Source organism: Pseudooceanicola sp. (genome assembly GCF_029213205.1).
In the GTDB taxonomy this organism is placed as follows: domain Bacteria; phylum Pseudomonadota; class Alphaproteobacteria; order Rhodobacterales; family Rhodobacteraceae; genus Pseudooceanicola.
In genome coordinates this window covers 1-24,160 of sequence record NZ_JARGNH010000019.1, presented here as the reverse complement: position 1 = coordinate 24,160, position 24,160 = coordinate 1, and the positions used below count along the sequence as shown (strand labels likewise).

The window sequence follows — 24,160 nt, the reverse complement described above, 5'->3', positions numbered from 1 at the left end:
GGTTATTCTGCTCTTGCCATCTTGTAGCGGACTTGGAGCGGTTTCAGCTCACCGCGGTCAACCATGTCGATCATTTCTCGTTTCAGTATCTTTCCGCTCGCGGTGAGTGGCATCGCGTCGACGTCAAGCAACCACTCGGGCATGTCGTATTTTGACAGCCCTTCGCGCGCGAGATGCGCCAGAATCTCTTCGGGAGAGACGTCGCCGATCAGCGCGAGACAGACCCTTTCGCCCAGCCGGTCGTCGGGCAGGCCAAACACCGCCGCCTTCTCCACGCGTTTGTGCTCCAGCGTCAGCGACTCGATGCGCGAGGGGTTGATATTGTGCCCCCCCCGAATAATGACGTCCTTGATCCGCCCCTCGATCCGCAGGTTGCCGTTGATATCGAACGACCCGAGATCGCCGGACAGCAGGTATCCGTGCCGGTTCATGGTATTCTCGGTCGCCGTCTGGTTGGCGAAATAGCCCAGCATCATCGCCGCGCCCTTGCCGCCGATGTTGCCGGTCTGACCACGCGGCACTTCCACATCCGGATTTTCCGGATCCCAGATCTTGACCTCATAGGCCGGACCGCCGCGTCCGCAGGTCTGGATCCAGACCTCCTTTGGATCGCCAGGATGGGTGTATTGATGCGAGGAGCATTCGGTCATGCCGTAGATGTTCTGCGGCGTAATGCCCTGATCCACGAAGGCCTGTGCCACGACCTCGGGGATCGCCGAACCGGCCATGTAGAAGGTTTGCACCTGTCCCAGCCGTTCCATCCCCTGCCGCTTCTGATCGGCGAGAATGTCCATCGCATGTGTCGGCACGCCGAGGACATAGGTGGCGCCGGATTCCACGATCCACGCCAGCCGGTCTGTGCCTTCGGGCGGATAGTCGGTGACGAACCGGCCCCCCGAAACCAGCCATTGCCCGCAGGCCACCCAGGCAATGTGATGTGACAACGGGCTGAGCGTCAATAGCACTGTCTGCTCTGACAGCGCCCAGTCCCACGCGAGATCGCGGGCGTTGGACAGGAGCGTGTTGCACGAGTGCATGACGCACTTGGGCTTGCCCGTCGTGCCCGACGTGAAGGCGAGGTAAATGACGCTGTCCGGGTTGGTGTGGGGCGTGCGGTCGACGCCGGTAATGTACTGGGGGAAGGTGTCGGGGGTGTAGACCTTCTTGAGGAACGGCAATTCCTTGAGCAGAGCATAGAGATCGACGGTATCGCGGTCCGCGCCCCAGCCGTCCTCTGTCACCAGCGCGCTGGCCGAGAGTTCGCTCAGCAGTTCGACAATCTCGCCGCAAGTGTAGGTGCGGTGAAGGGAGGGATTACAGGCAATCCCTTCGCGCGAACAGGCAAGAAAGGCGATCACCGCCTCGATCCGGTTCGACATCCAGATCGCAACCCGGTCGCCCGTGCCGATGCCATGTGAGAGCAGGCTGTCGGCCATGGCGTCCACCCTCGCTTTCAGCGCACACCAAGACAACGAGGTGAGCCCGTCCAGAAGGGCGATATCGTCCGGCCGACGGTCCGCGTGATCGCTCATCAGAGAATAGAACGTGTCGTCCTTCCAGAGCCCTTGGGCATAGAATTCTCGTGCCGTCTGGGGATCATGAAGCGTGAGGAATGGTTTCATTGTTCCGCCTCAATGTCCGAACTTGGTCGTATCCGGCTTGCGCCGTTCGGAAAAGCTCGCTTTCAGTTCCTTTGCCTCCTCGGTGCCGAGGTACTGGCCGAGCAGCAGGTCATGCGTCACACGCGACAGGCCGCCAACGCCGCCATGACGTGCATTGAATGCGCCTTTGATCGCGGCCAGCGCGAAGGCACCGCGGTCCGCGATTTCCAGCGCGAATTCCCGTGTCTTGTCAGCCAGTTCCGCATCGGGAACGACGCGGTTGATCAAACCGATTTCCTTGGCCTGTGCCGCGGTCAATTTGGGGTTCGCGTACCAGAGTTCCTTGGCGCGCTTCTTGCCTACGAGGTCCTCAAGATACCAGGTTCCGTAACCGGCATCGAACGATCCCATCATCGGGCCGACCTGACGAAAGATCGCGGACTCCTTGGCGATGGTCACATCACAAACCATCTGGAGCACGTTGCCGCCGCCAACAGCAAAGCCGTTCACGCTGGCGATCACCGGCTTTTGCAGCTTGTCTATCGCCTCGTACATTTCCAGCGTCGGCAATGTGCCGGCATAGAGTTTGGTTTTTTCCATGCCATCCTTGGAGCCGCCTATGCAGAAGAACCGATCTCCCGCCCCAGTCAGCACGACAACGCGAGTTCGGGTCTCGCGGCGAATGCCCTCGATGCAATCACGGATTTCATGGCACATCGTTTCGGTGAACATGTTGCCATCATCCGGGCGATTGAGGGTGATGGTTCCAATTGGCCCGTCTTCCTCGTAGGTGATTTCCTTGAAAGCCATCGTTTTTCCTCTCTTAATTAGATGTTCCGGACCCGTCACTCGGATGCCTTCAGTTCTTGCAGAACGTCCTGTGTGTCCGCGCCCAGACGGGGCGGTGCGAGGTGCGCAATGCTCGAGCGTCCGTTGATGCGGATGCCCAGGCCGATTTGCGGTATGATCCGGCCTTCGTCGTCTTTGATCGCATAGAACAAATCACGTTCCCTGAGGAGCTCGTCCGAGGCAACTTCGTCCACCCGGTTGATCGGGCCTGCAGGCACACGGGCATCGCAGAAGATGTCAAGCCAATGCGCGCGGCTTTCCTGCTGCAGAATATCCTGTATGCGTGCGACGATCTCGCTCCGGTTCTCGCGTCGGAGTGCGTTGGTGCGGAACGCGTCGCGGGCCGCGAACTCGGGATCGCCAACAGCGGTCCAGAAGCGGCCCCAGATCGCATCGGATCCCAGCCCCAGCGTGATCGGTTGATCCGCCGTCTCGAACGGTTGGTAAATCGCGATGACGCTGTCCCGTCCGCTGGTCCGTTCGGGGATTTCGCCCGCTCCAAGATAAGGAGAGATCCGGCAGGACAGGAAGCGCGTCATGCTCTCGACAAGGCTAATGTCGATGCACTGGCCCTCGCCGCCGTTGTGGCGCCGCCCGGCCAGAGCAGCCATTGTCGCCATCGCTGCATCCTGCCCGGCCAGCATGTCTGCGGCCGGGGCACCGATTTTCTGCGGCTCCGCATCAGCCGAGCCAGTGATGTCCATAATCCCCGAATAGCCTTCGGCGATCAGGTCGTAGCAGGTCAGGTCTGCCCGCTCGCCATCAAGGCCAAAGCCGGTGATGGCGACAAAGATCAGCCCCTCCCGCTCTTGCTTGAGCGTCTCATAGTCCAGACCCAGCTTCTTTTGAACAGACGGCGGCTGGTTCGTTACCACCACGTCACTGCTGCGGACGAGGGCAAGGAGGTCGGCGCGGCCCTGTTCGGTCTGGGCGTTGATCACGACGCTTCGCTTGTTGCGGTTGACCGCTGCGAACCACAAAGCCTGCTCGTGAAGGAACGGCGGCCCCCATGTCCGGGCATCGTCCCCCGAGGGACGCTCGACCTTGATGATCTCGGCCCCAAAGTCGGAAAGCAGCATCGTGGCATAAGGTCCGGCGACCGACGTCGTGAGGTCCAGGACACGGATCCCGTCGAGAAATCCGAAGGTTTGCCCCGACGCCTTGATCGGTAGTGTCTCATACGGCAAACCGGTCGGTTGCGGCTGCTGTTCTCTTGCCTTGTTTGTCATGGTCCACATCTCTTGTCTTGCACCATGATAAGTATGCAATCTCCGTGCCAAATTCGCGGGCGCTCCGGTTGCGGGCAGCAAAACTTTTAAAGACAAGGCCGCCGACCAGCCTTGCGGAATCGCGCATACCGGTGATCAGAATGGCAATCGGTGAGGTCAATCCGCCTGCGCCAAGGCGCGAGCACCTGCCAGAAGCGGGGCCTTGAGCCGCTTGCGCTTGCGCGAAGTCGGGATGCCCATCATCTCCCGATACTTCGCGACGGTGCGGCGGGCGATGTCGATGCCTTCGGACTGCAGCGTGTCCATGATTGCCTGGTCCGACAGGATATTTGTCGGCGTTTCGGCATCGATCAGCTGGCGCAGACGGTGGCGGACAGTATCACCTGAGAGACCGGACTCGCCGTCCATGACGCTGACCGAATTGGCAAAGAAGAACTTGAGTTCGAACATGCCGCGCGGCGTCATCATGTATTTGTCGGCCACGGCACGGCAGACGGTCGACTCGTGCAGGTCTACCTCGGCCGCGATATGCTTGAGCGACAGGGGCTTGAGACATCCCGCCCCGTAGCGGAAAAAATCGTTCTGATGGGCAACGATTTCGGTCGCGACACGCAGGATGGTCCTGGCCCGCTGGTCGATGCTCCGCGCCAGCCAGTTCGCGTTGCTCATGGAATCAATCATGAATCGCTGGTCGGCCTTGCCGTCGATCCCTGCACTGACCTCGGCATAGTATTCCCGGTCGATCAGGACCCGCGGCATGACGCTGGTGTTCAGCTCGACGGTCAACCTGCCGTCGTCCGCCATCTCAACATATATGTCCGGCAGGGCCGGGACCACCGGATCGGTGTCGAACCGGCGGCCCGGGTGAGGATCGAGTTCTCGTATCCGCCGCACCAGGTCCATCACCCCTTTCGCGTCGAGGCCGCAGATCCGCGCCAGCGCCTCGATCTTGTAGTCCCCCAGCAGATCCAGGTTTTCCAGCAGGGCGCGCATCGGCTCTGTCAGGCCGCCCCGTTCCACGAGCTGGAGGGACAGGCATTCGGGCAGGTCGCGCGCCGCGACGCCGGTCGGTTCGCATTCCTGCACCGCCTCCAGCGCGGTCTGGACGCGCGATACCGGAATACCCATCAGCTCAGCCATCTCTTCGGGATCGCGGCGAAAATATCCGTCCGGGTCCAGCGAATCCACGATCTCCCGGGCGATCAGTTGATCCACCGGTGTCTCGACTATCAGCGAGATCTGCGCGATGAGATGGTCGCGCAGGGATACGCGCGCCTCCAGGTACTGGTCAGGGCCGGGCATGTCAGCCGCGACACCCGACGATGGTAGACGCGGTGTCCCGCCCGGTGATCCACCCCGGTCTTGCGCCAGAGTGCAGGCACTGCTGTCCGGCTTTTGCACGTCAGACGCCCCGACAACCACCGTGACCAGTGGATTGTCGTCCGCCTGCTCGCGCAGAAAGTCCTCAAGCTCGTGATTGCCCAGTTGCAGCAGTCGGATCGACTGGATCACCTGACCGGTGATCGACAGCGATTGCTTCTGCTGGTGAAACTGCTGTGGTCTGAGTTCCATTGCCCCCCCTTACTGTTGGCCTCACCGTGTGTGAGCCAACTTTATTCGCACCCCCACCGGCGCCCCCCAAAGGTCCTTGCTAGCAATTGCCGTGCCAAACACCAAGCCCAACTATTGCATTTTGGGAGGGCACATTTAAAGCCCTGATTCACGACAGCCCTCGTTGACTTATGTCCACAATGGAGACAATTTTTGCCGGAAGTAAGGGTGGATGTCATGGTAGGGGGAACATGGTGAGTTCGGAAAATGTTGACGACATCGGTATCAAGGGTGTTCTTGTCGCTGATACCAAAGGGAAATGTCTGCTCGCCTCGGGCATGGCGGACGATGTGCGAATCCGTGCCATCATCTCGGACTCTGCCTGGCTGAAGGACGCCGCCCAACGCCGCTTCATCCCGATTCTTCTGACCACAGGTCAGTTTGTCTGCCTCGTTTCACCCTACCCTGACGGCTATGTCGTCCTGCTTTCTTCGCCCCCTGCGGACACTGTCCTGCAATTCATCATGGGAGTCGACTTTGCCTATGACATTCTGAATCACATCCTGAACGACCCCTACGATGCAATGACCATCGTGGATAAGAACGCCAAGATGGCGTATATCTCGCCGGTGCATGAAAAATTCTTCGGGCTGGAGCCGGGGGGCGGCGTTGGCAAGAACGTCCGGGACGTCATCGAGAACACCCGCCTTCACCTGACGTTGAAGACGGAAGTGGCCGAGGTCGGACAGGTTCAGAGGATGAAAGGCTTCGACCGCGTGGTGTCGAGATATCCGATCCAGCACGGCAAGAAAGTTGTCGGTGCCATCGGTCGGGTCATGTTCAAGGGGCCGCAGCAGCTCGAAGCGATGGCGCGCAAGATCAGAGATCTGGAAGGCCAGATCAAGACCTACAAATCAAACGCGAGCAAGAACAAGAAAAACGACCCGCCCGACGTTCTCGATGCCATCATCGGCAACAGCCTTGCCATGCGCTCGGTCCGTGATCAAATCCGCAAGATCGCGCCTTTGGACATTCCCGTGCTGATCCAGGGCGAGAGCGGCACCGGCAAGGAGCTGGTCGCTCAGGCGTTGCATCACCTCAGCGCGCGCAAGGACAAACGGCTGGTCACGGTGAATGCCGCCGCCCTGCCCGCCTCATTGGTGGAAAGCGAGCTGTTCGGCTACGAGGCCGGGTCCTTTACCGGCGCCGACCGGAAGGGGCGTGCCGGCAAGTTCGAACAGGCGGATCAGGGCACGATCTTTCTCGATGAAATCGGCGACATGCCGTTGGAAGTGCAGACAAAACTGCTGCGCGTGCTGCAGGACCGAATGGTCGAACGGGTGGGCGGCGACAAGCCGAAACGCGTCGATTTCAGGCTTTGCAGCGCCACAAACCGGGATCTTGAGGCGTTCGTCGAGCAGGAAAAATTCCGGCTGGACCTGTTTTATCGGATCAGCCCGGTTTGCATCCACATCCCGCCGCTTGATGAGCGCAGAGAGGACATCCCGCTGCTGCTGAACCATTTCGTCTCGGAACTCGCCAACCAGTACGGCCGCGACGTCCCGGAGGTCGAAATGAAAATCGCCCATCACCTGATGGAGCGGTCTTGGCCGGGCAACGTCCGGCAATTGCGGCATGTCGTGGAACGCGCTTTCGTCTTCGCCGAAGGGTCGAAGCTCACGCTCGCCAATTTCGAAGACGGGACCGGGGCCGATTTCAAGGCCCACGCGGCGCTTCAGGGAGGCTCAACCTCCTCGTCGGTTCAGGGTCGCACGCTGAAAGATGCGCTGGAAGAACTGGAGTTACAGCTGATCAACGATGCGGTCATCCGCTCCAAGGGCAACAAGAAAAAGGCGGCCGAACACCTCGGTGTGTCGCGCTCATATCTTTACAAGAAACTGGAAGCGTCCTGAGGGGACTGATGCTGTAACCGCCCCCCGCCGGCATCTTTGTGCCAAGGTGGGATCGCAACAATCCAATTTGGAAGGCGTCTTCGCCAGGATCATGGCCGGGTTGGCTGGTGAACACGGTGAGGAAAAGATAGTGATGATCGACGCGACCTATCTTCAAAGCCCACCGGACAGCGGCCAGCCTGGGCGTGAAAAAGAGGGGCGTGGACGCCTGATTGGGCGCACCAAGGGCGGCATGAATACCAAGCTGCACGCGATCTGCGACAGTCTTGGCCGCCCGATCAACTTTTTCGTCACCGCCGGACAGGTCAGCGACTACATCGGCGCACAGGCATTGCTGAGCAGCCTGCCCAAGGTCGACTGGTTGCTCGGAGATCGGGGATACGACGCCGATTGGTTCAGGGAAGCGTTGCAAGGCAAAGGGATACGCGCTTGCATCCCGGGCCGAAAGCAGTGCAGGGCACCCCTAAAATATGACAAGCGTCGCTGCAAACGCCGCAACCGTCATCTTCTGGTTATGAAACGGGAATGTGTCCTGCCCTAACGTCACCGCCTCACTCGTCTTTGGAAAACCCGCGCATCCGGATGTTGGCGGCCAGCCCCTGCTGCATCGCCTCTTCAAATCCGAGGTCGGCGGTGAGATGCATCAACGCCTTGCTTTCGCGCATCGCGGCGCGCGGTCGCTCGGCACAGCGCAGCGCCAGTTCCATCGCGGTGTCGACCACCGCATCGCCGCTTTCCGCACGGTTGGCGATGCCCAGAGACAGCAGTTCCTGCCCCGACAGGATTCGGCCGGTTGCGACCAGTTCAAACGCCAGCTTGGGATGGATGTGGCGCACCAGGCTCGACATCACCAGCGCTGGCACCAGACCATGCTTCAGCTCGGGATAGCCGAAGCGCAGATCGTCCGACACCACCAGGATATCCGCCGCCAGCGCCAGACCGGCACCGCCACCCATTGCCACCCCCTGCACCGCCGCGATCACCGGCTTGCCGATCTGGCGCGGCAGGCTGTGGACGCGGGTGGTCAGATGCGCGCGCTCATTGACCAGATGCGCATTGTCCGGGTTCAGGTCCTTGAATTCGCCGGTATCCGCCCCGGCACAAAACCCACGTCCGGCCCCGGTCAGCAGCACCGCACGGACGCTGTCATCACGATCCGCCTCTTCCAGCGCCGCGCAGAACATCCGCGACATTTCCATATTCATCGCGTTCAGCTTGTCAGGGCGATTCAGGGTCACATGACGCACCGATCCCTGGTTGGTTACAAGTACAGGTTCAGTCATCAAAGGCCCCCCAATGCGCCAGCCCGGATCCGGACCGCGCCACCATTGACCGCAATTCGCGGCCCAAAATCTTTTCGCAGAGCCGCGAAGCCGTGGCCAGCCGATCAAAATCAAGCCCGGTGTCCACGCCCTCTTCCTCCAGCAGGTTCACCAGATCCTCGGTGCAGATATTGCCGGTAAAGCCGCCGCCATATTTGATCTGCGCCGGATGGCCGCCGGTGCCGCCCATGGCGCTGTCAAACCAGGTGCACCCGGCCTCAAGCGCGGCCATGCAATTGGCCAGGCCAGTGCCGCGGCTGTCGTGGAAATGCGCGATCGGCACGGCCTCGGGCAATTCGCGCGCCATCCGGGTCCAAAAACTGCGGATCCGGCGCGGGCTGGCCAGGCCGGTGGTGTCGCCAATGGTCAGATGCCGCGCGCCCAGGTCAACGAACCGCGCCGCGTCCGCGATCAACCTGCCCTCATCGACCGCGCCCTCGAACGGGCAGCCAAAGGCGACCGAGATGACGCCGACCAGCCGGACTTCTGAATCCGCCTCGGTCGCAGCCCGGGCCATGTCAGTGACATTGCGCCACTGCGTTGCCCGGTCGGTGCGCAGATTCTTTTGGGTATGCGCCTCGGTCGCGGAGACCAGCAGCGAAAATTCCGAAGCGCCATGACCATCCGACCGGTCCATCAGCGCCCGTTCGACCGCCCGCAGGTTCGGGCAGGTCGCTTTGGTGCTGACCCCTGCGGGCAGGTCGATCCGGCGCAGCACCTCCTGGCCATCGGCAAAGGCGGGGACATGTTTCGGGTGCGAATAGCTGGTCACCTCGATCCGGGGAAACCCGGCGGCGGCAAAGGCATTGATCGCGGCGACCTTGGCATCGGTGGCGACAAAATCCGCCTCATGCTGCAGCCCGTCGCGGGCAAAGCATTCGCAGAGCACCACATCGGCGCTCATGCCGCCTGCCCCGGCGCCTGCGGTTGCACATGTGCGGCCCAGACCGCCCCGGCAGCCTCGGCGGGCGCAATCCCCTGAAGCGCGGCAACCGCGTCCAGCCCTTTGTCAGGCTGCGCCAGCAGCGCAGGCGTCAGAGCGTTCAGCCGTTCGGAATGGCCGATGGTCAGCCAGGCAGCTTTGCCTTCGCGGGACAAACGGTTCTCGGGCATGGATTCCTCGCTGAATCGAAATGTCGGGGAAAATTAGGGTCGAAAACGGCGCGTGAACACGCCGCTTTCGTGCTGTCAGCCTCAGCTATTTTCAATAGCCTTTGAAATCCGGCACCCGGCGTTCGTTCATCGCCTTGACGCCTTCCTTGAAATCATGGGTCTGGTTCAGAAGGTTCTGTTCAAAGGCTTCATTGTAGGTCGCCAGTTTGAACGCATCGACGACCCCGTTGCGCAGGGTCTTGCGGGTGAATTCCACCGCCAGAGGGGCCGAAACCGCGATCTCTGCCGCGACCTCATGCGCCTTCGCACGGATTTGATCGGACTCCACCAACCAGTCGAGAAGACCCATCTCATAGGCCTCGTCGCCCGGCACCCGACGTCCGGTGTAAAACAGCCAGGCCGCCTGTTGATCGCCAACGATCCGGGGCAGCGTATAGGTGGTGCCGAAACCGGGATGATAGCCCTGGCGACAGAAATTCGCGGACAGCCGGGTTTCGGCGGAACCGACACGGAAATCGGCGGACAGGGCCAGGCCGATCCCGGCGCCAACCGCAGCGCCCCGCACCGCAGCGACCACCGGCTTGCGGTTCGACATCAGACGATGCGCCTCTTGATAGAGATGCCGAGTCGCCTCTTGAGTGATTGAATCGCCGTCGTCCTTGACGCGCTCGGCCAAATTCGCACCGGCCGAGAAATGCTTGCCGTCCGAGCACAGCACAATCGCGCGCACCGAGGTATCAGCATCCAGCTCTTCATAGGCGGTGGCGATGTCATTGATCAGGCTGATATCGACGAAATTATTGGGGCCGCGCTGCAGCTCGACCGATGCGACGTGACCGTCGCGGGTTATTTTGACTTCGCTCATGGTTTCTCCTCAATATCAGAACAGGCCGGAAATCCGGTCCTGGAGCGCGTGACGCGCGATCAGCATACGGTGCACTTCGCTGGGACCCTCGTAAACCCGCAGAAGGCGGACATGGCTGGCCATCAGCGGCAACGGCAGCTCCTTGGTCTACCCATGGCGCCAAGGGATTGCATCACCTTATCGATGGTGTCCCAGGCCAGTTCGGCACCCATCAGCTTGATCACCGAACATCCGGTTCGCGTCTGCTGACTGGCATCGATCTTGGCGGCATTGTTGTAAATCAACCGCCGCAGCGCGTGCAACTGCATCTCTGCATTGGCAATCCTCCACCAGATCGATGGCCTGTCTGAGCGCAGCGTGCCAAAAGCCTTGCGCTCTCTGACCCGGCAACGCCGATTTCGGCAACCGCAGATCTTGAATTACGATTTCATAAGTGTAGCGATTACCGAGCATGGAAAGGCGCCGGGTGACGTTGAAACCGGGCATTCCCATGTCGGCCAGAAAGGCACTGATTCCACCGCGTTCCATCGCGCGCGCCTTTTTCCGGGTCGGTCGAGGGCATCAGCATGGTGAAATCCGCAGCCCGCCGTGCCGATCCAGATCTTGCGCCTGTTGGTCACCCATTCGCCACCGTCCAGAACCGCGCGGGTCTTCAACGCCGCCGGTTCCCCGGCGACGTCGCCTTCGGCCTCAAGGTGCAGCCCCTTGTCATGCGGGAAGTTGCGGGCCAGGTCCTTTATCATTCTCTGCCCATCGGTCAGCCACTATCCATCTCGGTCGGCTTTCGATTGGCAGGTGTCCCGGTGTCATTTGAGGATCACAACCGCGTCGGCGACGCTGATGCCGGATCCGTCTGCATGCAGGATCACCGGGTTGAATTCCATTTCAGCAACGTAATCACGACCGGCCATCGCCGCCTGGCTGATCCGCGAGATCAACGCGGCGGCCGGTTTCAGGTCGATTGGGGCCGCCCCGCGAAAGCCGTCGAACAGGGGCGCGGATTTCAGGCTGCGCAACAATTCTTCGGCCTTGGCCGGGCCGAACGGTGCCGGATAATGCAGCACGTCGCCATAGAGCTCGACCGCGACACCACCAGCGCCAATCATCATGATCGGGCCAAAGGTGGCATCGTTGACCATGCCGATCACCAGCTCCACACCTTTCGGCGCCATTTTCTGCACCAGCACCCCGTCAACCTTGGCTTTGGGGGCTTTTTGCGCCGCGTTCGAGACGATTTCGCCATAAGCCGCGCGCACCGTTTCTGCGTCCTTCAGCCCGACGCGCACGCCGCCGACCTCGGTCTTGTGCAGGATGTCGGGCGACTGGATTTTCAGCACCACCGGATAGCCGATGGCATCCGCCGCCGCTGCCGCAGCATCACCGGACCCGGCCAGAACGTCGCCCTCGCCGCCAATGTCATAGCCTGCCAGCCAGGCCTTGCTCTGCATTTCGGTCAGCGCGCCCGCCGTGGTGTCGGGCCGGGTCAGCGCCGGGCCAGAGGTGGCGTCATCATCCGTCGGACTGGCAAGGAAGGCCCCATATTCGGCCAGCTTGGCCAGCGCCAGACCGCATTGCCGGAGATCTGTCATCAGCACCGTGCCGCCCTCGGCGGCGGTAACCTTGGCCAGTTTTGACGCCAGCGTATAGGTCCAGACCAGGATCGGCACCTTACCGCGATCCTGAATACCGCGCAGCTTGTCCGGCAGCAACGAAACCGAGGTTTCACGCGCTGCCGAGACGATGCCCAGAATGAGATCGACCTCGTCGCTTTGCTCCAGCATCTCGGCGATCTGCATTGAGACGGGGCCGGTCGAGGCGCCCTGCGCAGTGGTGTCGACCGGGTTCAACGCCGAGGCGTGCGGCGGGATCAGCTTTTCGATTTCGGCCTGCAGCGGCGCCGACAATTCCGGCACCGTCAGGTCGAAATCGGCAAAGATATCCGCCGTCGTGGTGCCGCCGCCGCCCGATGCGGTGACAATCCCGACCCGGCGCCCGCGCGGCGGCGCGCAGGTGGCAAAGACCGCGGCCAGCGCCACCGCCTCATCCATCTCGGCAGCCTCGATCAATCCGTATTTGCGGAACACCGCACGATAGGCGGAATGTTCGCCGGTCAGCGAGGCGGTATGCGAAGCGGCAGCCCGCGCCCCGGCGGCGGAGCGGCCCAGCTTGCAGACGATCACCGGTTTGCCCGCTGCTCGCGCAGCCGCCGCAGCGCGACAGAATCCATCGCCGTCACGGATCGATTCACAGAGCACCACGATCACATCAGTGTCGGGGTCGCGGACCATCACATCCATATAGTCGGCGGCGGTCAGATCGGCCTCGTTCCCGGTCGAGATCACATGGCTGAAACTGATGCCGAGGTTGCGCCCCCGGGTGAAAATCGCGAAGCCCATGCCGCCCGATTGCGACACCACGCCAACCCGGCGGTCGGGCCGGGCATGCGCCATCTCGTCCTTGTCGAGCGATTCGACCACCGGCGAAAACGTGGCACTGACCGGGGTAACGGCGTTAAAGAACCCCTCGCTGTTCGGGCCGACAATCCGCATGCCCGCCTTTTCGGCAGTGGCGAGGATCCGATCCTGCAAGGCGGTTGCGGCGCCGCCCTCTTCGGCAAACCCCGAAGAGATGATCATCACATTCTTGACCTCGGCCTCGGCGCATTGATCAACCACATCTGGCACCAGCTTTGCCGGGATCGCGATCACCGCCAGGTCGACCGGCGCCTTTACGTCAAGGATCGAGGCATAGCATTTGGCCCCGTGAATTTCCTTGTGCGTCGGGTGGATCGGGTAGAGCGCGCCGGTATAACCATTCTTGATAGTGAAGTGGAACAACCGGCCGCGGATGGTGTCGAGGTCCGGGGTCGCGCCGACAAAAGCCATCGAGGACGGGCGAAAGAAATCATCGGGCAGCGGCGGCTTATGTGCGGTGGTTCCAGTCAAATCGATTCTCCCTAAATCTTATTGTTGAAACGCCAGATGACAGACCTGTGCGATTTTGGTATGCCATTTTTCAATGGTGTTACCTTTGAAGCATTGAAGGGTCAATATGACCGCAAGGCAATCCATTCGCGCCGTTTCGCAGATGTGAAAAATCCAGCGGCAAGGATGGGCGTGGCCGGTCTGATCGGCATACTGATTTTGGGCGCAAGACCCCTGGGAGGACAAATGGCAATCGACATGGACGTGGACGGTGACGGCGTTGCGCTGATCACCATCAACCGGCAGGAACGGCGCAACGCGCTGGACGCCGAACATTACCAATTGCTGAGCGAGGCCTGGCAACGGGTGCGCGACGATGATGCGATCCGCTGCGCGATCATCACCGGCGCCGGCGACAAGGCGTTCTGCGCTGGCGCCGATCTGAAAAGCTTTGTCGGGCGCAAGGTGCCGCTGTCCGAGCTCTGGATGACGCAGAAGGATCAGATCCTGAACCGCGGACTTGAGGTCTGGAAGCCGATCATCTGCGCGGTGAACGGCGCCTGCATGGGTGGCGGCGTCACCCTGATGCTGGCCACCGACATCAGGATTTCGGTGCCCGGTGTCGGCTTTGGTCTGTCCGAGGTCAAGCGCGGCATCATCGCCGCCAATGGCGGCACCCAGCGGGCGCTGAAACAGCTGCCCTATGCCGTCGGCATGAAAATGCTGCTGACGGGTGAGCCCATCGATGCCGAAGAGGCACAGCGCTGGGGCTTCATCAACGATGTGGTCGAACGCGATCAGCTGCTGCCCAAGGCCTATGAATATGCCCGTCTGATTGCCTCTTGCGCGCCTCTGGCAGTGCAGGCGGCGAAGGAGCTGGGGGTGCGGTCGCAGGATATGGATCTGTCCACCGGCCTTAGAATGGAACAATTGATCAGCAAAATCCTGCAGGGCAGCGAAGACACCGCCACCGCCCGCGCCGCCTTTGCCGAGAAACGCAAACCGGAGTTCAAGGGCCAATGAGGGGGAATATTGTCATTGCCGGGGTCGGCAACACCGCCTTCGGGAAATTGCCCGGCCGCGATCGGCTGTCATTGATCGCCGAGGCGACGCGCAAGGCGCTGGACGACGCCGGGGTCGAGAAATCGATGGTCGATGCGGTGATGGTCAAGACCGGCAATTCCGATCTGGAAATCCTCTATGGCCAGAAGGTCAGCCAGGCGTTGGGAATCCAGCCGAAAATGTGCGGATCGCTGGATCAGGGCGGCGCCGCCAATATCGCCCAGATCACCAATGCCGCGCTGGCGCTGGATGCCGGGATGATCGACTGCGCGCTGGTGGTCTTTGGCGACAATCCCAAGACCGGATCCCGCGCCGTCTATTCCCGCCCGCGCGGTGATGACGCGCTCTATGGCTTTTATTCCACCGCCGCCGGCTATGCGATGATCCATCAGCGCTACAAGCAGCAATACAAGGTGCCTGACGAACAGTTCGGCGCGATTCCAGTGGCCATCCGTGGCTATGGCGCCCAGAACCCGAACGCCCAATTGCAAAAAGCAATCACTCTCGACGATTACATGGCCGACCCGTTTCTCATCGCCCCGATGCGCCGCGACGATTGCTGTCTGGTTTCGGACGGTGCCGTCGCCATCGTGATGATGACCGCCGAACGCGCCAAGGAACTGAAGATCGACAAGGCGGTGCCGATCCTCGGCCTTGGTCAGGGTCAGGAAACGCTGGACGTGCATCTGCGCAAGGATCTGACCCGCACCATGGCCGAGGTGTCCGGCAAGACCGCCTTTGCCATGGCCGGGCTGACGCCCAAGGATATCGGCGTGGCGCAGATCTACGATTGCTTCACCATCACCCCGATCATCACGCTTGAGGATTACGGCATCTGCAAACGCGGACATGCCGCCGCCTGGGCCGCCGAGGGCGCGATTGCGCTGGATGGCGAGATGCCGATCAACACCTCCGGCGGGTTGCTGTCAGAATCCGGCACCCCGGGCCTGCAACTGGTTGCGGAGCTGGTGCGCCAGATGCGCGGTGACGCCAATCTGCAGGTCGCCGGTGACAAACCCGGACTGGTGTCGAACCAGGGCGGCACCATGCACACCCATGGCACGATGATACTGGGCCGCCCGATCTGACATTCGAAGGGTATCCAATAACCATCGACACGGGTGACTTGCAGGGTGTGGCCCCATGGGCACCGCCCGCGATCTGCTTGGCGACCGACCCGAGCTTTGTCGCCGACTCGCTGGATCCGGACGTGCACGCTCTTGGTGGGCATAAGACCGCTGGCGGCTTCCGAAACAACATATAGGTGTAATGTCGCAGCATTCCCTGCCTGCCGGTCGGTAAATTACTTTCTTATCGAAGCGCTGAACGCTAAGCTTTTGGCTTTAACGGCCTTCGCCGCCTACCCGATCCGGAGAACACGCTGTGACCCAGCCTGCCCCCCCCGCCACGACCAAGATGCCTTCGGATCAGCGAAAGGCACAGATCATCGATGCGGCCACGCAATTGTTTGCAAATTCCGGCTATGCCGGAACCTCTTTGCGCGATGTGGCCCAACAATGTGGAATGACCAAGGCGGCACTTTATTACCATTACCCGGACAAGGAAAGCCTGCTGAAATCGGTGGTCTCAACCCGGATGACCCGGTTGAACGATCTGATGGAACAGGCGATCGCCGCGACCAATTCTGACGATCCGATGTTGCGGATGCGGGCCTTCCTGCTGGCCTGCGCCCGGTACATTGATCAGAACCGCTCTGGCTGGGTGGTTAGCTCGCGGATATTCTGGTCAATTGCGGCGATTTCGGACCGGACTGAGATGGTCGAATTGCGCGACCATTTTGAGAGTCTGCTGCGCACCGAGGTTGAACGGGCGATGGCCGCCGGAACCCTGCTGCCAGAGAATCCCTCGTTGGTGACCCGGCTGCTGTTGTCCTGGCTGAACTACATCCCGCGTTGGCACAAGCCGGACGGCAAATTGTCAGTCGAGGAAGTCGCCGAACAATTTCTCAGACTGTCGTTGAACGGATTGCTGACCGACCGCACGACTTGACCCGCGACCTTACAGCGGATCGAAACTGGTAATCGATTGGCCAAACCGTTTGGTCGGTCGGAACATGACCGGTTGATCGATGCGCAGGGCTTCCGGTTCTGTGGTCATCACATTGGTGACCAGACGCGGCCCCTCTTCCAATTCGACGATCGCAACGTTGTAAGGAATCTGATCCTTGAACGCCGGATCATAAGCCCGGTGGTAATCGACCCAGGTGACCAGGGTGCCCCGGCCCTCGGACTCGACCCAGCCGAGATCGGTGCCAAGGCAATTGGTACATTCATGCCGGGCGGGCAATTGGTTCTGCCCGCAATTGGCGCAATGTTGAAACATCAGCGCGCCACGTTCCAGCGCGCTCCAGTAAGGCGCTGACGTTTCGGTGATATCCGGCTTGGGAAGAACCTGAGTCATTCGTGACACCCCCCTGTAATCGGCAAATGCATGGCATCTCCTCTCCCGTTTCGCCGTGGCCGCTGGCGCGGCAAAGCGGCATCCCTCTCACCCGCAGAATAGAATCTGCGACGCCTTGATTTAATGGTAGGACCATAGGTTGTCTCTGTCAACGCGGCTTTTCGATCTTCTGCCGCAGAATGGCCCGATACCGGTGGACGGGTCTGGATCGCAGTACAATAGCGCGTGCAATTTGCTGCCGGAGGATTAGAATCTGCACATGCAGCATGCCACACTCAACCCGAACCGCACCGCCGAAACTCTCGCGGAGATTCAGCAGAATGTGCGCGCCCGGGTCGAGTCAGGCGAGGCCGGAATGCGCCGCTATGAATTGCTGGCTGATGAATTGCGCGACCGGATCCTGTCCGGCGATCTGGCCGAAGGCGTCGCTCTGCCCGGGGAGCGGGAATTTGTCCAGCGCACCGGCCTTGGTCGCGGATCCGTGCGCGAAGCAATCCGTATCCTGGAATCCGAGGCGCTGCTCAGCCCGAAATCACCCGGGCGCTATGGCCAGTCGGTGGTCCTACCGGTATCCGGCAAAGGCGTGCAACGGCAATTGGAATTCTTTATTCGGGGCGGCGCAATTTCCTCAGACGACCTGGTCGAGGTGCGCCTCGCCATCGAACCGCCGCTGGCCCGGCTGGCCGCGCAGAACCGAAATCAGGAGGATCTGCAACGCTTGCGCGCCATCCTCACGACGATGCACGAAACTCCGCTGGCAGATCGGCGCACCTTGAAACGGCTGAATTTCGATTGGCATGTTGCGATGGCCAAGGCCAGCCACAACGAATTGCTGCGCGCCTTTCTGTCCGGCATCACCAGCATGCATGACCGCGCCAACAATATGGAAGTGCATGGCACCGATGACACCACCAAAGCGATGATCGCCGCGCTGGAACGGATCCAGGCGGCGATCGAAGCGCGGGATGCGGAAACCGCGATGCAGCGTATGGCCCGGCATTTGCAGGCCTATGCCGATGGACTTGGCCGGATGCTTCCCGAGGAAATCCCCCTGGAAGCCACCGATTAGCAGGTTGCTGAACTTGCTCTGCCTCGACAGGGCTTTCAGAACATGATTCACCCTTTGGGCCGCGCCGACGGGGGGTGAGGATGCGCGGGACGGACGAGACGAGCGGCTCGCGGTTCAGCTACGTTGATCTGGAGGAGCGCGTCCCGGCTCGGCAGCCATTGCGCAAGCTCCGACAGGTCGTGAATGACGTGCTCGCCCGTCTCGATACCGACTTCGAGGCGCTTTACACCGATTTCGGCGCCCTTCGATTCCGCCGGAACGCTTGATCCGGGCGAAGCCCCGAAAGAAGAGTGAGGAAGCGTTCGGATGGGCAAAATACCTGATCAAGACGGGCGGCGAAAATGTCTATCCCGCGGAAATCGAACGTGTGCTTCTGGCGCATCCGCGTGTGATCGGTGCCGCGGTGGTGCGGGCCTTCGACGCAAAGTGGGGCGAGAGCCCGGTGGCCTTTGTCGCCTGCTCCGATGGCGGACTTGGGTCGCAGGAACTGATAGAACTGTGCCGGCAGAATCTGGCCGGCTACAAGCGGCCCCGCGAAATTCGGTTCATCCAATTCGCGTATTTCCCCCGGTCGACCAGCGGCAAGGTCCAGCGCCACGTGCTCGAAACCTGGGTCGCTGATGAAAAAGCGCGCAGCCAATAACAAACTCGCGCACAATGGCTGTGCGGCTGCGCTCACAACACCTTGGAAGACTCCCTACCTTTGGTATAAAATTAATATATTACAATGGCCTGCGTGTGAAAATCACGAACCGCCATTGTCGCCTCTCCAGTTCGCGCGTGAGGTTTCTAAAAACAATTAGCTTTCTTTTCGTAACTATCTCTCCTAGGTCGGAACCATTCAGATTCCAAGCAAAAGGTGTACCGAACCATGACGAAAGTCGCGATTGTCTATTACAGTGGATATGGCCACACGGAAGTGCAGGCCAAAGCCGTTGCCGAAGGCGCCAAGGGTGTCGACGGAACCGAGGTCGACCTGCTGAAATTGTCTGACGATGGAGAGCTGGACGACGCGGCCTGGGCCGCGCTCGATGCGGCCGATGCCATCGTCTACGGCAGCCCGACCTACATGGGCGGACCCGCCTGGCAGTTCAAGAAATTCGCTGATGCCAGCTCCAAGCCCTGGTTCACGCAGAATTGGAAGGACAAGATTGCCGGCGGGTTTACCACCTCGGCCACGGTCAATGGCGACAAGTTCTCGACCATCCAGTATTTCATCACCCTGTCACAGCAACACGGCCAGCTATGGTGCGGTGTTGGCCTGATGCCGGCAAACACCAAGGCGGACGGCCCCGAAAAACTGAACTGGACGGGCGGATATTCCGGCCTTCTGGCGATTGCCCCCTCTGACAGCGCCCCCGAGGAATACCCCACGGGCGGCGATCTGGATACGGCGCGGTCCTACGGCCAACGGTTGGCAGAAACCGCAAAACGCTGGAACAGCTGATCCAGCTTTCCGATAAAACGACCCGGCCGCCCGGATGTGCGGCGGCCGGTTCACCGGCCACGGCGCAACGCCGCAGCCGTTGTCGGGGTGACGGTCACCCGGCAACGCCCGTCCGCCCCACCAGCGCCATCAGGGTTCCGGTCATCGTGGCGACAAGCTTTTCATTCTCGCCCTTCACTGCATAGGCGCGCGCCTCGCAGATGGTCAGGGTTCTGCCCGGTTTCACCACGTCGGCGACAAATCGAAACTGCTCGCCATCCGCCGGGTTGAGCAGGTTGATCTTGAATTCTACTGTCAGCACTGCCGCTTCGGCAGGCATCAGCGAAAAGGCGGCATATCCGCAGGCGCTGTCCAGCGCGGTGGATACGATTCCTGCGTGCAGGAACCCATGCTGCTGGGTCAGCGCGTCGCTATGCGCCATCTCCAGAACGATGTGACCGGGCGAGAGGTCGGTAATGCCGATCCCAAGCGTGTGCATCACATTCTGCAGATTGAAACTGTCGCGCACCCGCGCGTCAAAATCTGGGTTCTTCGGCTCAAATTGCACCATGGTGTGTTTTCACTCCTTACAGTCATCCATAATGACCAATCGTAGCCGGTCCTTGAGGCGCGCATCTTGTAACGAAAGGCCAAAAGCGCGCGGGGTCGCCTGAGACCGCAGCGCACCGGGCGGTCTGCCGGCACAGGCCCGGCAGGACGCGGACATATGTGATTGATCGTAGTAGCCCGCGTTCAGCGCCAGATCGCTCAACGGCGGGGTGGGCCCCGCGAGCTGTTCCAGCAGTCGGCGAAATCGCCGGGCGGCGGCGAGCCGCCGTCGGGAAATCCCGGTGTCGGCGCGCGTCCTGCGCCGTTCGGTCCGATCGCTAACCGCCTTCGGACGCGCCGCGAAGCTCAGCCCGCATGCAACATCGTCCAGCGCTGCAACAAGCGATGGCAGGCCATCATCACCCTGCCGGACGCGGGCCAATGCCAAAGCCAAGGGCTCCAGCGTTGCGGCCTCCGGCATATGTTCCGGCCGGGCGGACAGCCGTAGCCCGGCCACGATGCCGCAAAAGGAAGACTGTCGACGGGTAAAATCCGGGCGGGGTGGCGCAAGCGATATTTGCGTCCTGTCGCCACCTGTCACCGAAAGGGTGAAGAGATCGGTGGCAAAACGCCCACTGCCGCGCCCGCTCAACGCGCCGGTGTCGCGGAACACAAATAGATGGGCGACCTGCGCCGCAGCCTCCGCAGGCGGCGCCAGCTCAAGATAGAGCGGCACCGCCACCCAGTTATTGGACGAAAGCATCCCGATTCTCGGCAACTAAATCGCGGAAGCGGCGCGCCGGGCGTCCAAGGACGTCGCTGACCGTGGTTTCGATGCCCCCGAGGTAGCCCTTGGGCGCGATCGAGGCCAGTTCGACCATGGCCGCGGCGACCTCGTCCTGCATCCCGCCGGCGACCATCGCGGCCTTGGCGTCATCGGGGGACAGGGGCGCAGAGGTGATGGAGCGTCCGGTTTCCTCGGACAGGACCGCGGCAATTTCCTCGCCGGTCAGGGCCTCGGGGCCGGTCAGACCATAGCCCTTGCCTGCGTGGCCCGCGCCGGTCAGCGCCTCGGCGGCGACATCTGCGATATCGCGGGCGTCAATCCAGGACACAGGCCCGCCCAGATCGTCATAATAGACTCCGTCTTTTGCGATGCTACCGGCCTGCCACATCAGGTTCTGCATGAAGTAGGTCGGCTGCACAAAGGTCCAGTCAAGGCCGCTTTCCTTCAGCAATTCCTGGGTTTCAGAATGCCACTTGCCAAAGGTCAGTCCCGCTTTGGGTGACGCGCCAAGCCCGGTGGCCAGAACGACATGTTGCACGCCTGCGGTCTTGGCCGCCGCGATCACATTGGCTTTCCATTGGCGCATGTCCAGATGCGCAGGCGTCACCAGATAGATCTTGTCCGCCCCGGCGCAGGCCTGTTCCAGCGCCGCAGTATCGGTGAAATTGGCCGCAACCGCCTCGCATCCCTTGGCCCTGAGGCCGTCGAGCTTTGCCGGATCGCTGGTGACAGCACGCACCTTGGCACCCTTAGCCAAAAGCGTATCGACAAGGGGGGCACCGGTGGTGCCGGTGGCACCAAAGACAGTAATCATTTCGTTTCCTTTCTTAGAGCAGCGATGGCATCCATCGTCTCGGGATTGCTCACCGCTGACAAATCACCCGGGTCTTCGCCCAGGAAGGCCGCGCGCACAATCCGACGCATTGTTTTCATGCTGCGGGTTTTCGGGAGCGCGTCGACAAAATGGATCTCGCGCGGGCGGAACGGTTTGGAGACAACCTCACCGACCCGATCCTTGAGCTGTTCGACAAGAGCGTCATCAGGCGACACACTTGGCGCGGCCACACAGACACAGACCACAGCCACGCCCTTGATGTTGTCGGGGGCGGCAATGGCGGCGGCATCCACCACCCTGCCGCTCTCGGTCAGCGCCGCCTCGATCTCGGGCGGGCCGATGCGTTTGCCGGCGATGTTCAGCGTGTCGTCGGAGCGGCCAAGAATATACCATGTGCCGTCCGGATCCCGGCGCACCCAATCGCCGTGCCGCCACTTGCCTGGAAAGGTGGACCAGTAGGTTTCGACATACCGCTCGCGGTCGCCCCAGATGCCCGGGGTCAGGCCCAAAGTCGGCTGCGTCACGACCAGTTCGCCGACCTCGCCCGGCGCGGCTTCGCTGCCGTCCTCGCGCAGCACTTTCGCGCCGACACCCAGGGCCTCAGCGGAGAATCCGCCGGGTTTGATCTCGTGCAGCACGGTCGAGGTCAGGATCGCACCGAAAAGCTCGGTGCCCCCGGCAATGTTCAGCGGCACCGCGCGCCGCCGACAGATATGGTCGAACTGCCAGAGCCAGGCGTCATCGGTCCAGGGTTCACCGGTAGAGGCGACAATGCGCAGCGCCGACAGGTCATAGTCAGCCAACGGTGCCGGATCCTGCGTCATGAACTGGCGCACCAGCGTCGGCGCCACGCCGAGATGGGTCACCTTCAACTCGGAGGCCAGACGCAACAGTCGGAAGGGATCGCCCGGCATCGACGGCGCGCCCTCGGCCAGCACCAGCGAGGCCCCGGACAGCAGCACGGACATCAGGGTAAGCGGCCCCATCACCCAGCCCATGTCGGTCATCCAAAGGTGGCGGTCATCCAGTTTCATGTCGAGACACAGCAGGAAATCCGCCGTGGCCTTGGCCTGTACGCCCAAATGGGTATGCACAACGCCCTTGGGCCTGCCAGTCGTGCCCGAGGTATAGGCGATCATGAAAATATCATCGGATTTGACGGGAACAGCCGGGAAATCCGGGCTCGCGGCGCCCACGGTTTCGGCCCAGTCGAGATCACGGGTGGGATCGGCCACCGCGCCGCCGAAACGGCGCAGGCTGAACACCGTATGCACCGAAGGCACGTCGCTCAACGCGTCGGCCAGCGCGGCCTCCATCCAGACTGGCTTGCCCCGTCTGGGTGTGGCATCCGCCGTCAGCACCGCCACCGCCCCGGAATCGTTCAGGCGCGACACGATGGCGGGGGGCGAAAAGCCGGAAAACAGCGGCACCGCGATAGCTCCCAGCCGCGCGATGCCCAGAAGGGCGGCCTGGATTTCGGGGATCATCGGCATGAAAATCCCAACCGCCTGGCCGGGTTTCACGCCCCGTTGCGCCAGCGCAGAGGCCACCCGTGCGGATTCGGCGGTAAGCTCCGCATAGGTCCAGCGACGGCGGCTTCCGTCTTCGCCAACCCAATCAATCGCGCGTTTCTCGCCAAGACCCTCGGCAAGCCGGGAGTCGAGACAGGTCTCTGTCAGATTGAGGGTGCCGCCAACGGCCCATTTGATCGACTGCGGCCCGTCGGACATATCCCGCAGCACCGTGTAGGGGCGAGAGAATTTTATACCGGCGCGGTCGATAAGCCGACCCCAGAACCAGTCCGGGTCATCGTTGGCGCGGCGGGCAAGATCCTCATAGGTCTCCATGCCACAGTCCTGCAAAAAAGCGGCAAGCGTGCTGGAACGCTGAATGTCAGAATCTGCCTGGAACATGTGTCGCCTTTTTCAACGAAAAAAGGCCGCACTTTTGGCGCGGCCAGTCAGGGAGGTAACTCTTCTGGACACGGCGCGGCGGCAGCACCTTGTGACAGGCACTGCCGCCAGCGATCAACCGTGCATCGACAAGCCACCGGACACCGAAAGCACCTGGCCGGTGATGAACCCGGCGTCATCTGACGACAGGAAGCAGATAATGCCAGGGTAATCTGACGGTTGCGCCAGACGCTTCATCGGGATGGCCCGTTTGAGGCCCTCGGCGATCTTATGACCGGCCTCGCCCTCTGCAACCTGTGCGAACAGCGGCGTATCGGTCGGCCCGGGCGCAACAGCGTTCAATTGAATGCCCTTGCGCGCCAGTTCCCGCGCCACGGTCTTGGTAAACGAAATGATGCCGCCCTTGCAGGCCGAATACACAGCCTCGCCCGAGGAACCGACGCGGCCGGCGTCCGAGGCGATGTTGACCACGCGGCCGCCACCGTTCTTGACCATGCCCGGAAGCACCGCGTGATGCATGTTGAGCGGGCCATAAAGATTGATGTCGATGACCTTTTTCCAAAGGTCGGCATCGGTATCAAGGAACGGTTTGATCACGTCCCAGCCGGCATTGTTCACCAGCACGTTGATCGGTCCGCCAGATTCGAATGCGGCAACTGCCTTGTCGACCTGAGCACGGTCGGTGATGTCTACCTTGAAGGCCTGCGCCTTTCCGCCTGCCTCGGTGATCA

General features: G+C 61.5%; 25 protein-coding genes and 2 pseudogenes. 9 read left to right on the top strand and 18 right to left on the bottom strand.

Annotation, left to right across the window (positions count from 1 at the left end):
* Positions 1–2: 2 nt before the first annotated feature.
* The 4 genes from P1U48_RS13550 to rpoN all read right to left on the bottom strand — a co-directional run bounded on the left by P1U48_RS13550 (position 3) and on the right by rpoN (position 5,251).
* The gene (locus tag P1U48_RS13550; protein ID WP_301069612.1) at positions 3–1,622 is read right to left on the bottom strand and encodes a class I adenylate-forming enzyme family protein; all 1,620 of its coding nucleotides are present in this window, start codon (positions 1,620–1,622) and stop codon (positions 3–5) included.
* 9 nt (positions 1,623–1,631) lie between these two features.
* Complete coding sequence (locus tag P1U48_RS13545) at positions 1,632–2,411, bottom strand: enoyl-CoA hydratase-related protein (protein ID WP_301069611.1); 780 nt, start codon at positions 2,409–2,411, stop codon at positions 1,632–1,634.
* 35 nt (positions 2,412–2,446) lie between these two features.
* Positions 2,447–3,679, bottom strand: a complete 1,233-nt coding sequence (locus P1U48_RS13540) for a CoA transferase (protein WP_301069610.1) — start codon at positions 3,677–3,679, stop codon at positions 2,447–2,449.
* 156 nt (positions 3,680–3,835) lie between these two features.
* Positions 3,836–5,251, bottom strand: a complete 1,416-nt coding sequence (rpoN, locus tag P1U48_RS13535) for an RNA polymerase factor sigma-54 (protein ID WP_301069609.1) — start codon at positions 5,249–5,251, stop codon at positions 3,836–3,838.
* A 230-nt stretch (positions 5,252–5,481) separates the two neighbouring features.
* Between rpoN and P1U48_RS13530 the strand changes: the two genes are divergently transcribed.
* Together P1U48_RS13530 and P1U48_RS13525 are read left to right on the top strand one after the other, a co-directional pair.
* On the top strand, positions 5,482–7,143 hold the full coding sequence (locus tag P1U48_RS13530; protein ID WP_301069608.1) for a sigma 54-interacting transcriptional regulator: 1,662 nt from the start codon (positions 5,482–5,484) through the stop codon (positions 7,141–7,143).
* Positions 7,144–7,213: 70 nt separating this feature from the next.
* Positions 7,214–7,645: pseudogene (locus P1U48_RS13525) on the top strand (transposase); the annotation flags it as partial.
* Positions 7,646–7,694: 49 nt separating this feature from the next.
* Here the strand turns inward: P1U48_RS13525 and P1U48_RS13520 are convergent.
* The 8 genes from P1U48_RS13520 to P1U48_RS13485 all read right to left on the bottom strand — a co-directional run bounded on the left by P1U48_RS13520 (position 7,695) and on the right by P1U48_RS13485 (position 13,388).
* On the bottom strand, positions 7,695–8,426 hold the full coding sequence (locus P1U48_RS13520) for an enoyl-CoA hydratase/isomerase family protein (RefSeq protein ID WP_301069607.1): 732 nt from the start codon (positions 8,424–8,426) through the stop codon (positions 7,695–7,697).
* The gene (locus P1U48_RS13515) at positions 8,419–9,369 is read right to left on the bottom strand and encodes a hydroxymethylglutaryl-CoA lyase (protein ID WP_301069605.1); all 951 of its coding nucleotides are present in this window, start codon (positions 9,367–9,369) and stop codon (positions 8,419–8,421) included. Before P1U48_RS13515 ends, P1U48_RS13520 begins: the two co-directional genes overlap by 8 nt.
* Positions 9,366–9,578, bottom strand: a complete 213-nt coding sequence (locus tag P1U48_RS13510; RefSeq protein WP_301069603.1) for a hypothetical protein — start codon at positions 9,576–9,578, stop codon at positions 9,366–9,368. Before P1U48_RS13510 ends, P1U48_RS13515 begins: the two co-directional genes overlap by 4 nt.
* A 91-nt stretch (positions 9,579–9,669) precedes the next feature.
* Positions 9,670–10,443: an enoyl-CoA hydratase/isomerase family protein gene (locus tag P1U48_RS13505; RefSeq protein WP_301069601.1), complete on the bottom strand. Its 774-nt coding sequence runs from the start codon at positions 10,441–10,443 to the stop codon at positions 9,670–9,672.
* Between the two features lie 15 nt (positions 10,444–10,458).
* A complete protein-coding gene (locus P1U48_RS13500; protein ID WP_301069672.1) occupies positions 10,459–10,566 on the bottom strand; it encodes a hypothetical protein in 108 nt (35 codons plus the stop codon).
* Positions 10,566–10,856, bottom strand: coding sequence for an acyl-CoA dehydrogenase family protein (locus tag P1U48_RS13495; RefSeq protein WP_301069670.1), 291 nt, complete (start codon positions 10,854–10,856; stop codon positions 10,566–10,568). Before P1U48_RS13495 ends, P1U48_RS13500 begins: the two co-directional genes overlap by 1 nt.
* 6 nt (positions 10,857–10,862) lie before the next feature.
* On the bottom strand, positions 10,863–11,186 hold the full coding sequence (locus P1U48_RS13490; RefSeq protein WP_301069600.1) for a hypothetical protein: 324 nt from the start codon (positions 11,184–11,186) through the stop codon (positions 10,863–10,865).
* Positions 11,187–11,249: 63 nt separating this feature from the next.
* A complete protein-coding gene (locus P1U48_RS13485) occupies positions 11,250–13,388 on the bottom strand; it encodes an acetate--CoA ligase family protein (protein WP_301069599.1) in 2,139 nt (712 codons plus the stop codon).
* Positions 13,389–13,613: 225 nt separating this feature from the next.
* Between P1U48_RS13485 and P1U48_RS13480 the strand changes: the two genes are divergently transcribed.
* The 3 genes from P1U48_RS13480 to P1U48_RS13470 all read left to right on the top strand — a co-directional run bounded on the left by P1U48_RS13480 (position 13,614) and on the right by P1U48_RS13470 (position 16,439).
* Positions 13,614–14,390 (top strand): enoyl-CoA hydratase/isomerase family protein, encoded by a 777-nt coding sequence (locus P1U48_RS13480; protein WP_301069598.1) that lies wholly within the window; start codon positions 13,614–13,616, stop codon positions 14,388–14,390.
* A complete protein-coding gene (locus P1U48_RS13475; protein WP_301069597.1) occupies positions 14,387–15,517 on the top strand; it encodes a thiolase family protein in 1,131 nt (376 codons plus the stop codon). The genes P1U48_RS13480 and P1U48_RS13475 overlap by 4 nt, the downstream gene beginning before the upstream one ends.
* Positions 15,518–15,812: 295 nt before the next feature.
* Positions 15,813–16,439 (top strand): TetR/AcrR family transcriptional regulator, encoded by a 627-nt coding sequence (locus P1U48_RS13470; protein WP_301069596.1) that lies wholly within the window; start codon positions 15,813–15,815, stop codon positions 16,437–16,439.
* Positions 16,440–16,448: 9 nt separating this feature from the next.
* On the opposite strand, the gene P1U48_RS13465 is transcribed toward P1U48_RS13470, so the two are convergent.
* The gene (locus tag P1U48_RS13465) at positions 16,449–16,850 is read right to left on the bottom strand and encodes an OB-fold domain-containing protein (RefSeq protein ID WP_301069595.1); all 402 of its coding nucleotides are present in this window, start codon (positions 16,848–16,850) and stop codon (positions 16,449–16,451) included.
* Positions 16,851–17,109: 259 nt separating this feature from the next.
* Between P1U48_RS13465 and P1U48_RS13460 the strand changes: the two genes are divergently transcribed.
* The 4 genes and pseudogenes from P1U48_RS13460 (at position 17,110) to P1U48_RS13445 (ending at position 19,366) form a co-directional block, all read left to right on the top strand.
* Positions 17,110–17,919, top strand: a complete 810-nt coding sequence (locus P1U48_RS13460; protein ID WP_301069593.1) for an FCD domain-containing protein — start codon at positions 17,110–17,112, stop codon at positions 17,917–17,919.
* A gap of 80 nt (positions 17,920–17,999) precedes the next feature.
* A pseudogene (locus P1U48_RS13455) lies at positions 18,000–18,193 on the top strand (IS5/IS1182 family transposase); the annotation flags it as partial.
* Positions 18,194–18,286: 93 nt separating this feature from the next.
* Positions 18,287–18,562, top strand: coding sequence for a hypothetical protein (locus P1U48_RS13450; protein WP_301069669.1), 276 nt, complete (start codon positions 18,287–18,289; stop codon positions 18,560–18,562).
* A gap of 228 nt (positions 18,563–18,790) precedes the next feature.
* A complete protein-coding gene (locus P1U48_RS13445) occupies positions 18,791–19,366 on the top strand; it encodes a flavodoxin family protein (protein WP_301069591.1) in 576 nt (191 codons plus the stop codon).
* Between the two features lie 94 nt (positions 19,367–19,460).
* Here the strand turns inward: P1U48_RS13445 and P1U48_RS13440 are convergent, their stop codons facing one another.
* The 5 genes from P1U48_RS13440 to P1U48_RS13420 form a co-directional block, all read right to left on the bottom strand.
* A complete protein-coding gene (locus P1U48_RS13440; protein ID WP_301069589.1) occupies positions 19,461–19,916 on the bottom strand; it encodes a PaaI family thioesterase in 456 nt (151 codons plus the stop codon).
* Positions 19,917–19,925: 9 nt separating this feature from the next.
* Positions 19,926–20,657, bottom strand: coding sequence for a helix-turn-helix domain-containing protein (locus tag P1U48_RS13435; RefSeq protein WP_301069588.1), 732 nt, complete (start codon positions 20,655–20,657; stop codon positions 19,926–19,928).
* On the bottom strand, positions 20,641–21,495 hold the full coding sequence (locus tag P1U48_RS13430) for an SDR family oxidoreductase (RefSeq protein ID WP_301069587.1): 855 nt from the start codon (positions 21,493–21,495) through the stop codon (positions 20,641–20,643). Before P1U48_RS13430 ends, P1U48_RS13435 begins: the two co-directional genes overlap by 17 nt.
* The gene (locus P1U48_RS13425) at positions 21,492–23,363 is read right to left on the bottom strand and encodes an AMP-binding protein (RefSeq protein WP_301069586.1); all 1,872 of its coding nucleotides are present in this window, start codon (positions 23,361–23,363) and stop codon (positions 21,492–21,494) included. The genes P1U48_RS13430 and P1U48_RS13425 overlap by 4 nt, the downstream gene beginning before the upstream one ends.
* Positions 23,364–23,543: 180 nt before the next feature.
* On the bottom strand, positions 23,544–24,160 hold a 617-nt coding region (locus P1U48_RS13420), incomplete at its 5' end, for an SDR family oxidoreductase (RefSeq protein WP_301069584.1).